Origin of the sequence: Providencia alcalifaciens, from assembly GCF_020271745.1 — a bacterium.
GTDB classification, from domain to species: Bacteria; Pseudomonadota; Gammaproteobacteria; order Enterobacterales; family Enterobacteriaceae; genus Providencia; species Providencia alcalifaciens_B.
Genome location: NZ_CP084296.1, coordinates 1,885,642 through 1,898,864 on the forward strand (window position 1 = coordinate 1,885,642; position 13,223 = coordinate 1,898,864).

Below are 13,223 nucleotides of genomic sequence, written 5' to 3' on the forward strand. Positions count from 1 at the left end.
CATATAAGGGAAACGTGTCGAGAAACCTATAAAAAATGTACATATAGGAAAGTTGTGTCGATTGAATCGACACATAGATATAAAATGTCGATTTTAATAGTAAAAATCGACATATAAAGAAGAAGGGATAAATCGTACTAATAAATCACTTTCACAAACCCATTGCGGCAGTAAGTTTCGTATTCATCACTAAGCTGTCGGTTTGTGACAATTACATCAAACTGGGATAGTTCGCCCATATTGGCGGTCGCCACCTCATCAAACAGATTATAAGGCGCGAGCAAAATCTTACGGATAGATTTTTCCATGCCTTTCTTTTTCATCGGTAAATCATCGAGATTATAGCAAGTGACCCCATAGGTGCTATGAACCCCAGTTGCGGACATAAATGCTTTTTTCGGGTTGATAGAATCCAATAACGAAGGCAGTGTTGGGCTATAAAAAGAATCACTTTTCGGACGGTATTCCCCACCACACAATAGCGCTGTGGCATTTTTTTTCTGGCTCAATGCGAGAAAAACGTTATGAGAATAACAAATTCCAGTAAAGCTAATCTCTTCTGGGATCAAGGCTATCAAGGTCGCCATTTCGATACCATTGTCGAAAAAGATCACATCGTCTTCACTGACCATACTGGCGGCCAAATTAGGGATATACAGATCTTCAGTTTGATCTGGCGTGAAAATATCGGCATAAGGTTCGTGGGGGGCTAAAGCGGTAGGTTGAGTGACAGAAACAATGTAGCCACCAAGCAGTGACATTGGAATAGGGCCTTCGGTATCGGCATTGAGATCTCGGCGAATGGTCATTTCAGAGACTTCGAGTATTCTCGCGGCTTCTTTAAGATGAATGCGTCCTGAACGTTTAATACATTCACTTAGTCGGCGAAGGCGTTCTTTTTGTTTAGTTTCTATCACCCTGCAATCCTTTTTATGATGGCGCGGACGAACCGCGCCCCGTTGTTTAGTAGTCACTTGGAGTGGTATTTTCTCCAGTCACAATAGCGACACTCGCACTTGCACCAACGCGGTTAGCTCCAGCTTCAATCATCTTAATTGCGGTTTCACGCGTACGTACGCCACCGGATGCTTTGACGCCAATTTCATTGCCAACCACTTTACGCATTAAAGCGACGTGATGCTCAGTGGCACCCATTGTACTGAATCCTGTTGAAGTTTTCACAAATCCAACGTTAATTGTGCGGCAAATTTCACAAACCTGTGTGATTTCTTCATCAGTTAACAGGCAAGTTTCGAGGATCACCTTCAGTGTTGCCTTACCACAAGCCGCAAAAACGGCTTCGATATCTTGACGAACAAAGTCTAAATCACCGCTTTTCAGCATACCTACGTTGATAACCATATCCACTTCATCGGCACCACGGCGCACAGCTTCAGCAGCTTCAAACGCTTTGGCTTCTGTTAAGCATGCGCCTAATGGGAAACCAACCACACAGCACACCATCACATCGCTATCTTTTAAACATTCGCTTGCCAATGGTACATAGCCAGTGTTAACACACACAGAGGCAAAGTGATATTGTGCGGCTTCTGAACATAACGTTTTGATATCATTAACCGTTGCGTTAGCAGCTAATAAAGTGTGATCAATATATTTCGCTAAATCTTGCATTTTAAACCTTCCTATATGAAGTCTTTCAGAATAGATGTGGAATAGGTAACAAAGAATGAGGAAATGTGGCAGATATAACACTTGATCATTCGTTATTCGAGATCCTAATCACAAATGATATTTTTGCAACATGATAATGTTAGGATTATATCATTATGTGATTTATTTAACACGAGGGACATTATGGATATAGCAGTTATCGGTTCAAACATGGTCGATTTGATCACCTACATTGATCAAATGCCAAAAGAAGGGGAAACCCTCGAAGCCCCAGCCTTCAAAATCGGTTGTGGCGGTAAAGGGGCCAACCAAGCTGTTGCCGCAGCAAAATTAAACTCCAAAGTGATTATGCTCACCAAAGTCGGGGACGATATTTTTGCGGATAACACCATTCGTAATCTTGAATCTTATGGCATCAATACTCGCTATGTAGAAAAAGTGCCGTGTACCTCAAGCGGTGTTGCACCCATTTTTGTGAATCAAAATTCGTCTAACAGCATTTTGATTGTCAAAGGGGCGAATAAGTTTTTATCCCCTGAAGATATCGACCGAGCAGCGGAAGATCTGAAAAAGTGCAAATTGATCGTATTGCAGCTGGAAGTACAGCTGGAAACGGTTTACCACGCGATTGCCTTTGGTAATAAGCACAACATTCCAGTGTTACTTAACCCAGCGCCAGCACAACGTGCACTGGATTTAGATTACGCATGCCGTTGTGATTTCTTTGTACCGAATGAAACCGAGTTAGAAATTCTGACCAACATGCCTGTAGACACCATGGATAACGTGCGTCGTGCTGCACAATCCCTGTTAGACAAAGGCCTGAAAAACCTAATTGTCACTTTAGGCGATAAAGGTGCTTTATGGATGACTCGCGACAGTGAGCTGTTCATTCCAGCTATCAAAGTGAACGCGATTGATACCAGCGGGGCTGGCGATGCGTTTATCGGCTGCTTCTCTCATTATTATGTTCACACTGGAAATATCGAAGAAGCGATGAAAAAAGCGGTTCTGTTTTCAGCCTTTAGTGTGACTGGAAAAGGCACGCAATCTTCTTACCCTAGTATTGAACAGTTCAGTGAGTTTGTGCAGTTGAATAATTAGTCCTAATCATCTTTCAAGCGCCAGAAGCATTACCTGTACCCACAATATTTGATCTGAATTTGAATGATGTTGAGCATGACCGGTTGAAATGAAGGTTGCCATTAGAGCAAAAAAACCCGTTTAACCGGTTAAAAATATTATAAAAACGATTAAGGGTTAATATGAACATCAAAAATATGACTCAGTTACCAGATGGTTACCTGAGCAGAACACCTATATTCCAATTTATCCTACTTTCCTGCTTATTCCCGCTTTGGGGATGTGCAGCAGCACTGAATGATATTTTAATCACACAGTTTAAAAGCGTTTTTGAGCTCAGTAACTTTGCCTCTGCGTTAGTGCAAAGTGCGTTCTATGGCGGGTATTTTTTGATTGCGATCCCTGCTTCACTGGTTATCAAGAAAACCAGTTATAAGTACGCGATTATGATTGGATTGATCTTGTATATCGCGGGTTGCTCTATGTTTTTCCCTGCGTCTCATATGGCAACTTATACTATGTTTTTAGCTGCGATTTTTGCTATTGCGATTGGTTTAAGCTTCCTTGAAACCGCGGCGAATACCTACAGTTCGATGATTGGTCCAAAAGAATACGCGACTTTGCGTTTGAATATTAGCCAAACTTTCTACCCAATCGGTGCCGCGGGCGGGATCTTACTGGGTAAATATTTAGTGTTCTCAGAAGGTGAAAGCTTACAAAATCAAATGGCGGGAATGGACGCGACACAGCTTCATGAATTCCGTCTGGCTATGTTAGAAAATACCCTCGAACCTTACCGCTATATGATCATGGTTTTGGTCGTGGTCATGATTCTGTTTTTACTGACTAAATTCCCGAAATGTAAAGTGGCAGAAACGGTGGATCATAAACGTCCTTCTGCACTGGATACTTTAAAATATTTAGCCAAAAACAGCCGCTTTAGAAAAGGGATCATCGCCCAGTTCTTATATGTGGGCATGCAAGTTGCAGTGTGGTCGTTCACCATCCGTTTAGCGCTGGAAATGGGAGATATCAACGAGCGTGATGCCTCTAACTTCATGGTGTACAGCTTCGCCTGTTTCTTTATTGGTAAATTTATTGCCAACATCCTAATGACCCGCTTTAACGCCGATAAAGTACTGATTATCTATTCAATTATCGGTGTGCTGTTCCTGGTGTATGTGGCCTTTATGCCAAGCTTCACTGCGGTGTATGCAGCAGTACTGGTGAGTATCCTGTTTGGGCCATGCTGGGCAACTATCTATGCGGGCACTTTGGAAACCGTTGACAACGAGCACACTGAAATGGCGGGTGCGGTGATTGTGATGGCGATTGTGGGCGCGGCAGTAGTGCCTGCGATTCAAGGCTATGTTGCCGACCTTACCCATTCACTTCAGCTTTCTTTCTTAGTTTCGATGCTGTGCTTTGTGTATGTAGGTATTTACTTCGTTGGCGAACGTCGTTTTAAAGCTAAACAAGCAGCCAAATAATTGACTGTTACTCAGGGTAGGCGCTGCGCCTACCCATTTTTACCTCAAACCGTGAGTATGACAATGAACACAATTATCCCGTTACATAAATGCTTATTTACGGAAAAACCGACCTTAGTTTTGAAAAATAGCCAGTTTTCCGTTTCCGCATTTGTTTATCAATCTGGCGTGCAAGGGCTACGGGTTGAAAACTCGCAGGGTCACTTAACCATTTTGCCATTTTTAGGGCAGATGATTTGGGATGCTGAGTTTTGCGGGCAAAATCTGAAAATGGAAAATATGTTTTCAGAACCCAAGCCTGTTCCAACCGTGATTGAAACCTATGGCTGCTTCGCCTTCCATTCTGGATTAATCAGTAATGGTTGCCCATCGCCAGAAGATAATCATCCATTACACGGAGAAATGCCGTGTGCCCCGATGGATAGCGCATGGCTTGAATTGACGGAAACCAGCCTTAAAGTGTGTGGCGAATATGAGTATGTGATGGGCTTTGGCCACCATTATCGTGCGGCACCGTCTGTGCAATTACATACTGATAGTGCGCTGTTTGATATTCATATGTCCGTCACTAACTTGGCATCAGTGCCAATGCCGCTCCAATATATGTGCCATATGAACTATGCCTATGTGAGCGATGCCACTTTAACGCAGAATATTCCTGAACAGGCGATTAAGCTGCGTGAGTCTATTCCTGGACATGTGCATCCAACCCAAAAATGGCTCGATTTTAACCAAGCCCTTAAATCTGGCGAAGTGACGCTAAATCAGCTGAATCAGCCACAAATGTGTGACCCTGAAATTGTCTTCTTTATGGACAATTTGAGCCAATACACGGCAAGCCCAGAATTTAAGATGACTTCGCCAGCAGGCAATACCTTTGTGACCCGTTTTAAAGCCAATGAGCTGAATTATGCGACTCGCTGGATTTTATATAATGGCGATCAAAAAGTGGGGGCATTTGTGTTGCCAGCGACGTGCCGACCAGAAGGGTTTATTGCCGCGAAAAATAACCAAACGCTGATTTGGTTGGAAGCGGGGGAAAATCGTCAATTTACCGTAACGACGGGCGTCGAACAGTAAATTTTATTTTGAGTTTTTTATGAGGCTGCCAATGTGCAGCCTTTTTATTGCTTAAAAGAAATAAATATTGGTTTTGCTCATTATTAGACTATTTGAAAAGTAATTGATAATTATTGGGAAAACTAGGGGAATAATTGATATCTTAGCAGTTATTCACTCACTATTTAGAGTGTTATATTTTATACGGCAAATTAGTTTTCAATGTCAGTTTAGGGCAATAGATATGATAGAAGCATTACTTGAAAAATATGCCATTGGCATGACCATCATTGCCGCCTGTTTAGCGTTATATTTACTGTTTGAAGTTTTACACAAGCGGCACAAACATAAGCGGAAAAGCATTTTGGTGCATGTGATCCAAACCATGGTGTTGTGCGTGATGGTGTTGGTAGCGGCTCAATCTGTGGATATGGCAGCGAGTGACTTTAATTTAACCTTTATTTCAACACCACTGATTAATTTAGTCGCCATATCGGTGATAGCATTGATTATCACGAGAAAATTCTTTCAGTTGGTTAACCGTCTAGAGAAAAAACAGATTAAAAAAGGCAGTGACCCCACTTCCGCGCGGATTATTGCTCGCGTATTTAAGACGGCGGTCATCGTCATCATTATGCTGTTATTTGGCGAACATTTTGGTATGAGTTTGTCGGGATTAATGGCATTTGGGGGCATTGGGGGTATCGCCATCGGTATGGCGGGTAAAGATATTCTGAGTAACTTTTTCTCAGGGATCATGCTCTATTTCGACCGCCCGTTTAATATTGGAGATTGGGTAAGTTCTCCTGACAGAAATATTGAAGGGACAGTTGTCGAAATTGGCTGGCGGATCACCAAGATTGTTACGTTTGACCATCGTCCGCTCTATATTCCTAACTCGCTGTTTTCTTCCATTAGCGTGGAAAACCCAGGGCGCATGACCAACCGACGGATTAAAACAGAAATCGGTTTACGTTATGAAGATGCCGACAAAGTCAGCGCGATTGTGGAAGATATTCGCACCATGCTGAAGCAAGATGAAAATATCGATACAGGGCAAACTTTGTTGGTCTATTTTGATGCGTTTGCGGATTCTTCCCTGAATATTATGGTGTACTGCTTTACGAAAACTACCGTTTGGGCAGAATGGCTGGATGCACAGCAAGCGGTCTATTTGAAAATTATTGAGATAGTGAAACGCCATAATGCGGACTTTGCGTATCCATCTCAAACTCTGTACTTGGAAAGAAACAAGTAATCTCGTCGTCCTGAAAAATTAACCGACTGATCCACTGTCATTATTGTCTGTTTCGGTCGGTTAATCTGCAAATAATCTATTTTTTATGGTTTATGACTAAAAAGCCGGTGAGGTTATCCGGAAATTTTTATACGATTAACCAGTGAGTTATAAAAAATATTCATCCTAGGCAAAACTGAATAATTTTGCATTAATTCTGACTATTTCAATCTCGGTATCTATCAAGTATATTGAGCCCCTCTTTACCTCAGCTAACCAAGAGCCAGACTGCTATGAAGAAAATCAATGTGGCATGTAGCCAGGGGGTCGCTATCTATTTTACGGGTCAATTCCAGTGGATAGATATTCGCGATGCACAGTTAAATAATATCGCTGCGGTTGTGCTCTCTGAACAAGATGCCAACCAAGGGCTGTGGAAGAAAATTGCGGACAGTAAACTCAGTATTCCGCTGTTTGTCATTAGTGACAAGCAGCTACCAGACAATGCACCAACACCTGACTATTTGACGGCATTATTACCGCCAGCGCCTGCTGAGCGTGAAGAGAATAGCCGCCAATTACGGGATGCTGCAAACCAATACCTTGAACAGCTATTACCACCATTCTTTGCTCGAATGATGGATTATGCCGCGGGTCACAACGTGACGTTCGCATGCCCTGGGCACCAAGGTGGACAATTTTTCCGTCGTCATCCAACGGGCGAACAGTTCTACCAATTCTACGGTGAAAATCTCTTTCGCACCGACTTGTGCAACGCCGATGTGGCGATGGGGGATTTGCTTATTCACGAAGGTGCAGCAAAAGAAGCACAGAAATTTGCGGCGAAAGTGTTCAATGCGGATAAAACCTACTTTGTGCTTAATGGCACGTCGTCATCCAATAAAGTGGTCTTGAATGCCTTATTAACACCGGGTGATTTAGTGCTGTTTGACCGCAATAACCATAAATCTAACCATCATGGGGCGTTGATCCAAGCGGGAGCTACTCCGGTGTATTTGGAAACGGCGCGTAACCCATTTGGTTTTATTGGTGGAATTGATGCTCACTGTTTTACCGAAGATTATTTGAGAAATGCGGTGAACGAAGTGATGCCCGAAAAATCACAAGCAGAAAAACCGTTCCGTCTTGCTGTGATCCAGCTCGGGACTTATGACGGCACGGTCTACAACGCAAGGCAAGTGGTGGATAAGATTGGGCATCTTTGCGAATACATTCTGTTTGATTCTGCGTGGGTGGGTTACGAACAGTTTATCCCGATGATGCGCCAATGCTCGCCGTTACTGCTGGAACTGAACGAGAATGATCCCGGTATTATGGTGACTCAATCGGTTCACAAACAGTTAGCGGGTTTTTCCCAAGCGTCGCAGATCCATAAAAAAGATAACCATATCAAAGGGCAAGAGCGTTTTGTTTCCCATAAAAAATTGAACAATGCGTTTATGATGCACGCCTCTACCAGCCCATTTTACCCGCTGTTTGCTTCATTAGATGTGAATGCGCGCATGCACCAAGGTGCAGCGGGAGAAATGATGTGGATGGAGTGTGTGAGGCAAGGGATTGAGGTTAGAAAATCCATTATTCAACACTGCCGTCACTTTAGACCGTTTGTGCCTGAATTAGTGGATGGCAAGCCGTGGCATGAATACCCAACGGAGCAAATTGCGTCACAGCAGCGCTTCTTTAATTTTATACCGAAAGCGCGTTGGCATGCCTTTGATGGATACGCGCAAGATCAATACTTCGTTGACCCTTGCAAGCTGATGCTGACGACCCCAGGAATCGATGTGGAAAGTGGGGAGTATGAATCTTTCGGGGTTCCTGCCACGATTTTGGCGCATTTTCTGCGTGAACATGGCGTTATCCCAGAAAAATGCGATTTAAACTCCATTTTGTTCTTGTTAACCCCCGCGGAGTCTCGTGAGAAATTAGAACTGTTAGTTTCTCACTTAGTGCGTTTTGAGCAGCTTTTGGATGAAGATGCGTTATTTGAAGATGTATTACCGTCAGTGTATCAGCGTTATCAAGAACAGTACCAAGGTTATACTTTGCGTCGATTGTGCCAAGAAATGCATCAATTAAGCGTGGATTTCAATATTAAACAGCTGCAAAAAGAGATGTTCCGTAAGGCGCATTTCCCCGCGGTGAAAATGAATCCACAACAGGCGCATCTGGCGTTTATTCGTGGCAATGTGGAGTTACTACCGCTGGATGAGCTAGAGGGGCGTATTGCCGCAGAAGGCGCGTTGCCTTATCCGCCGGGCGTGCTGTGTGTGGTGCCGGGGGAAGTGTGGTCAGGACCTGTCCTTCAGTATTTTAAAGCGCTGGAAGCAGGGATTAATGCCTTACCAGGCTTTGCACCGGAGCTGCAAGGGGTCTATATTTCGAAAAATGAAAATGGACCAAAACGTGTGTATGCGCATGTTTTGAAATAAATTTCTTCGTATTCAGACATCAAGCATAGATTTTGCCCCATGAGATAGCTAAATTGGGATCCGCGAAATGTGGATCCCGATTGACAATAAGGCAACCCTATGACGAAAAAGATTATTTTAGACTGTGACCCAGGGCATGACGACGCCATCGCTATGTTGCTGGCTTACGGTAATCCAGACATCGATTTACTCGCCGTCACCACGGTTGCAGGCAACCAAACTCTCGAAAAAGTCACCCGTAATGCCCGTGCGATTGCTGAAATGGCGAATATTCGCGGCATTCCTTTTGCTGCGGGTTCAGCGCGCCCACTCGTGCGTGAAGTGGAAGTGGCTCCCGACATTCATGGGGATTCCGGATTGGATGGCCCTGAGCTTCCGACCCCAACATTAGCGCTGGATGAACGCCATGGGGTGAATGTGATCATTGATACGATTATGTCCCACCCGCCCAAAACCATTACTTTAGTGCCTACGGGGGCGCTGACCAATATCGCGTTAGCCGCAAGGTTAGAACCACGGATTGTGGAACGTGTAAAAGAAGTGGTGTTGATGGGCGGTGGCTACCATGTGGGTAATTGGAGCCCAGTCGCGGAATTTAATATCAAGATTGACCCAGAAGCAGCACATATCGTTTTCAATGAAAAGTGGCCGCTAACCATGGTTGGTCTGGATCTCACTCACCAAGCACTGGCAACGCCAGATGTGGTGGCGAAAATTGCTGAAATAGACACAAAATGCTCGCAGTTTGTTGTCGAATTGCTGGATTTCTTCGGGAAAATGTACAAACAGGCTCAGGATTTTGATGCACCACCGGTGCATGATCCTTGTGCTGTTGCCTATGTGATTGACCCATCAGTGTTGACCACCCAAAAAGTCCCTGTGAACATTGAATTAACGGGAACTTTGACTCTTGGCATGACGGTGGCTGATTTTCGTCATCCTGCTCCAGCGGATTGCCATACACAGGTTGCTGTGAAACTAGACCGTGACAAGTTTTGGCAGATGGTTATCGACGCACTGAAAAATATTGGTTAATGGAATCGTATTTAACATGAAGAGTGAATTAGAACAGATGCCTTATGAGGCATTAATTGAACGCAGCATGAATTCCCTGCAATTAAAAAATCAGTTCCATTGCGATAATTGGAAACTGGATGAAGCCAGTTGGTCGGTAGATCAAGATGAAGGCACCATTATTTTTCATGCGCCGGACAATATAATGGTGACGGCACCAGTGCAAATCATTGGGACTTACGACCAAAATGTGGGTAGTTGGATGTGGGGCTGGGCGAATAGCTCAATTGAAGAAGCATTAATGCAGGATGCGATCGCAGTCAAAGCTTACGGTGAGCGCCAAGATAATAGTTTGCTGACTTCCCGTGTGAGCGATATCGAAGAGTATGATGCATGGCAGTTAGCGGCATTGGCATGTGAGTTAAATGAGCAACAAGGTGTTTATCGCGGCGTTGCAGGCAGTACGCTGATTTTTATGACATTCGGTCAAGTTTCCCTTCAACAAATGTAAGCCAGAGGCGCCTTTTTTATTGCTGATAACAAGGGCGTCACTAACTCCTCAAAAACGACTTGCACAGTTTATTATGGCAATAGTTTATTATGACAAAAGAAAGCCAGCTGTTAAAATGCGGCTTTCTTTTGCTATTTCACAACAGCATAAGCCTTAAATTCGATATCAACGCCAAAAGACCAACATGCAACAAAATCAAACGATAGAACAAAATACACCATCAACAACAGGTGGTTACAAAAATCTTAACCGCTTCTCGGTTGCGCCTATGCTCGATTGGACTGACCGCCATTGCCGTTATTTCCATCGCTTATTAACGAAAAATACGTTGCTGTACACCGAAATGGTGACGACGGGCGCGATCATTTATGGCAAAGGCAATTATCTTGCTTACAGTGAAGAAGAGCACCCTGTCTCCTTGCAATTGGGTGGTAGTGACCCTGCGGCTTTAGCGCAATGTGCAAAATTAGCGCAAGAACGTGGTTACGATGAAATCAACTTGAACGTCGGTTGCCCATCAGACCGCGTGCAGAACGGACGTTTTGGTGCATGTTTAATGGCGGATGCTCAACTGGTCGCAGATTGTGTCAAAGCGATGCGTGACGTGGTATCTATCCCTGTGACGGTGAAAACACGTATTGGGATTGATGAGCAAGATAGCTACGAATTTTTATGCGAATTCATTGATACCGTCTCCACAAAAGGGGACTGCGACATGTTTATTATCCATGCTCGCAAGGCGTGGTTATCAGGATTAAGTCCAAAAGAAAACCGTGAAATTCCACCGCTGGATTACCCGCGTGTATACCAATTAAAACGTGATTTTCCGCATCTCACCATGGCTATCAATGGGGGGGTTAAAACTCTCGAAGAAGCTAAAGAGCATTTAAAACATTTAGATGGTGTGATGGTGGGTCGTGAAGCGTATCAAAATCCGTCAATTTTAACCGCAGTAGATAATCAATTGTTTGATGAAACAATGCCGATTGTCGATAGCGTTGCCGCTGTCCGCAGTATGTATCCATACATCGAAAAAGAGCTGTCTAACGGGGCCTATTTAGGGCATATGACTCGCCATATGTTAGGGATTTTCCAAGGAATTCCGGGGGCTCGTCAATGGCGTCGCCACTTAAGCGAAAATGCCCATAAACAAGGTGCTGATTTATCTGTGGTTGAACAAGCTCTCGCGTTTGTGACCCGTGGCGAGTAAATATTACTTAAATAAAATTGCGATTTTGGTTGATGCGAGCTGAATAGGATTATCTGCATGCTATGATAAAACTCATGAATAAATGAGGAAGAAGCAGATGAAAATATTAATCATAACCTCTTTGCTGCTATTAGTTGCTGGATGTTCGGGGTCAGGTGGGCAGATGCGAGAGCCACCAAAGCAAGATCCCTATGAGGGAACGGTATTAAACACCATCAAAGAGAACCAGCAAATCTACAAAGAGCAGCAAGCACGCAAAGGGCACTATTAATTCGTGCAACTGAAGTCATTATTTAGTGCAACGGAAGTGAGTAAAAATTACCGTTGTTAGAATTTTAAAAGCGCCAGTTATTGATAGCTGGCGCTTTTTTATGAATTAAGGAATGAGTAAGCTTGAGCCTTGAGTTTTACGTTGTTCCAATGTTTGATGGGCTTTTTGGGCATCTTTCAGTGCAAAAATTTGAGATGCCGGCACATCCACATTCACTTTGCCACTTAAAATCATGTCAAACAGGGCTTTGCTGGCTTGGTCTAACTCTTCTCTGTTAGTGACATAGCCACCCAGTGATGGGCGGGTCACATACAGAGAGCCTTTTTGATTTAAGATCCCTAAGTTAACCCCAGTTACGGCGCCAGAAGCATTACCAAAGCTCACCATCAAACCGCGACGCTTCAGAGAATCTAAAGAAGCCAACCACGTCGCTTGACCTACGGAGTCATACACCACATTCACTTTTTCACCGTGAGTGATCTCTTTTACGCGTTCAGCAATGTTTTCGGTTTGATAGTTGATAACTTCCCATGCGCCCGCGGCTTTTGCACGCTGCGCTTTCTCTTGCGAACCAACAGTACCAATCATTTTCGCGCCTAACGCTTTTGCCCATTGGCAAGCTATTAAACCAACACCACCCGCCGCCGCGTGGAATAAGAAAACTTCATCTTTTTGAACTTGATAGGTTTGATTGAGCAGGTAGTAAACCGTCATTCCCTTAAGCGAACAGGCAGCCGCTTGCTCGAAGGTGATGTCATCGGGTAAGTGTGCCACGGCATTGACGGGCACATTATGAACTTCACTGTAGGCCCCTAGCGGACCCTGTGCGTAAACCACACGATCACCCGGTTTGAAACCTGTGACTTGGGAGCCAGTTTTAACCACTACACCCGCCGCTTCTGTGCCAAGTCCACATGGCAAACTTGCAACTGGATACAGCCCACTGCGTACATAGGTATCAATAAAGTTAATACCAATTGCACGGTTTTCGATTTGGATTTCGTTTTCAGCCGGCGCATTCGGGGAATAGTCGACAAAATTAAGAACTTCAGGACCACCATGTTGCGAAAATTCAATACGTTTTGCCATGATCATCTCCAATGAGTGAGTTTGTTTTTATTAACAGTATCAATTGCTCCATCATAACGCGATGCTTTAATGAGAAGAATTATCGGTTTGTGCACTGCGTTAAGATTGTGCCTGCAATAATATCTTGTGCGGATAACAATAAAGACGCCACATGACACCTAAGATTGGCGTATA

Annotated in this window: 12 protein-coding genes; 9 read left to right on the forward strand and 3 right to left on the reverse strand. The window is 43.9% G+C overall.

The features are described 5' to 3' along the window. Nucleotides 1–137 precede the first annotated feature (137 nt). A complete protein-coding gene (locus LDO51_RS08595) occupies nt 138–917 on the reverse strand; it encodes a DeoR family transcriptional regulator (RefSeq protein WP_225577123.1) in 780 nt (259 codons plus the stop codon). Between the two features lie 46 nt (nt 918–963). Further along, nucleotides 964–1,632, reverse strand: coding sequence for a deoxyribose-phosphate aldolase (gene deoC, locus LDO51_RS08600; RefSeq protein WP_225577124.1), 669 nt, complete (start codon nt 1,630–1,632; stop codon nt 964–966). Nucleotides 1,633–1,815: 183 nt separating this feature from the next. Between deoC and rbsK the strand changes: the two genes are divergently transcribed. The 9 genes from rbsK (at nt 1,816) to LDO51_RS08645 (ending at nt 11,960) form a co-directional block, all read left to right on the forward strand. Then, nucleotides 1,816–2,736 (forward strand): ribokinase, encoded by a 921-nt coding sequence (gene rbsK, locus LDO51_RS08605; protein WP_006663306.1) that lies wholly within the window; start codon nt 1,816–1,818, stop codon nt 2,734–2,736. 161 nt (nt 2,737–2,897) lie between these two features. Continuing rightward, nucleotides 2,898–4,205 (forward strand): L-fucose:H+ symporter permease, encoded by a 1,308-nt coding sequence (fucP, locus tag LDO51_RS08610; protein ID WP_225577125.1) that lies wholly within the window; start codon nt 2,898–2,900, stop codon nt 4,203–4,205. A 63-nt stretch (nt 4,206–4,268) separates the two neighbouring features. Continuing rightward, the gene (locus LDO51_RS08615; protein ID WP_225577126.1) at nt 4,269–5,285 is read left to right on the forward strand and encodes an aldose 1-epimerase family protein; all 1,017 of its coding nucleotides are present in this window, start codon (nt 4,269–4,271) and stop codon (nt 5,283–5,285) included. A gap of 223 nt (nt 5,286–5,508) precedes the next feature. Then, the gene (locus LDO51_RS08620) at nt 5,509–6,522 is read left to right on the forward strand and encodes a mechanosensitive ion channel family protein (RefSeq protein WP_225577127.1); all 1,014 of its coding nucleotides are present in this window, start codon (nt 5,509–5,511) and stop codon (nt 6,520–6,522) included. A 272-nt stretch (nt 6,523–6,794) separates the two neighbouring features. Beyond that, nucleotides 6,795–8,954, forward strand: coding sequence for an ornithine decarboxylase (locus tag LDO51_RS08625; protein ID WP_225577128.1), 2,160 nt, complete (start codon nt 6,795–6,797; stop codon nt 8,952–8,954). 99 nt (nt 8,955–9,053) lie between these two features. Then, the gene (locus LDO51_RS08630; RefSeq protein WP_225577129.1) at nt 9,054–9,989 is read left to right on the forward strand and encodes a nucleoside hydrolase; all 936 of its coding nucleotides are present in this window, start codon (nt 9,054–9,056) and stop codon (nt 9,987–9,989) included. Between the two features lie 16 nt (nt 9,990–10,005). Beyond that, nucleotides 10,006–10,479, forward strand: coding sequence for a DUF6882 domain-containing protein (locus tag LDO51_RS08635; RefSeq protein WP_225577130.1), 474 nt, complete (start codon nt 10,006–10,008; stop codon nt 10,477–10,479). A 184-nt stretch (nt 10,480–10,663) separates the two neighbouring features. Then, nucleotides 10,664–11,689 (forward strand): tRNA dihydrouridine(20/20a) synthase DusA, encoded by a 1,026-nt coding sequence (gene dusA, locus LDO51_RS08640; protein ID WP_132497158.1) that lies wholly within the window; start codon nt 10,664–10,666, stop codon nt 11,687–11,689. Nucleotides 11,690–11,786: 97 nt separating this feature from the next. Continuing rightward, nucleotides 11,787–11,960: a hypothetical protein gene (locus LDO51_RS08645; protein WP_225577131.1), complete on the forward strand. Its 174-nt coding sequence runs from the start codon at nt 11,787–11,789 to the stop codon at nt 11,958–11,960. Nucleotides 11,961–12,065: 105 nt separating this feature from the next. Here LDO51_RS08645 and LDO51_RS08650 read toward each other — a convergent pair whose 3' ends face one another. Next, complete coding sequence (locus LDO51_RS08650; RefSeq protein ID WP_225577132.1) at nt 12,066–13,049, reverse strand: quinone oxidoreductase; 984 nt, start codon at nt 13,047–13,049, stop codon at nt 12,066–12,068. Between the last annotated feature and the right edge of the window lie 174 nt (nt 13,050–13,223).

What these genes read in the sequence shown, in the direction of transcription:
- deoC (WP_225577124.1), bottom strand. Translation starts at nt 1,632, where the DNA reads ATGCAAGATTTAGCGAAATATATTGATCACACTTTATTAGCTGCTAAC.
- rbsK (WP_006663306.1), top strand. Translation starts at nt 1,816, where the DNA reads ATGGATATAGCAGTTATCGGTTCAAACATGGTCGATTTGATCACCTAC.
- fucP (WP_225577125.1), top strand. Translation starts at nt 2,898, where the DNA reads ATGAACATCAAAAATATGACTCAGTTACCAGATGGTTACCTGAGCAGA.
- LDO51_RS08615 (WP_225577126.1), top strand. Translation starts at nt 4,269, where the DNA reads ATGAACACAATTATCCCGTTACATAAATGCTTATTTACGGAAAAACCG.
- LDO51_RS08620 (WP_225577127.1), top strand. Translation starts at nt 5,509, where the DNA reads ATGATAGAAGCATTACTTGAAAAATATGCCATTGGCATGACCATCATT.
- LDO51_RS08625 (WP_225577128.1), top strand. Translation starts at nt 6,795, where the DNA reads ATGAAGAAAATCAATGTGGCATGTAGCCAGGGGGTCGCTATCTATTTT.
- LDO51_RS08630 (WP_225577129.1), top strand. Translation starts at nt 9,054, where the DNA reads ATGACGAAAAAGATTATTTTAGACTGTGACCCAGGGCATGACGACGCC.
- LDO51_RS08635 (WP_225577130.1), top strand. Translation starts at nt 10,006, where the DNA reads ATGAAGAGTGAATTAGAACAGATGCCTTATGAGGCATTAATTGAACGC.
- dusA (WP_132497158.1), top strand. Translation starts at nt 10,664, where the DNA reads ATGCAACAAAATCAAACGATAGAACAAAATACACCATCAACAACAGGT.
- LDO51_RS08645 (WP_225577131.1), top strand. Translation starts at nt 11,787, where the DNA reads ATGAAAATATTAATCATAACCTCTTTGCTGCTATTAGTTGCTGGATGT.
- LDO51_RS08650 (WP_225577132.1), bottom strand. Translation starts at nt 13,049, where the DNA reads ATGGCAAAACGTATTGAATTTTCGCAACATGGTGGTCCTGAAGTTCTT.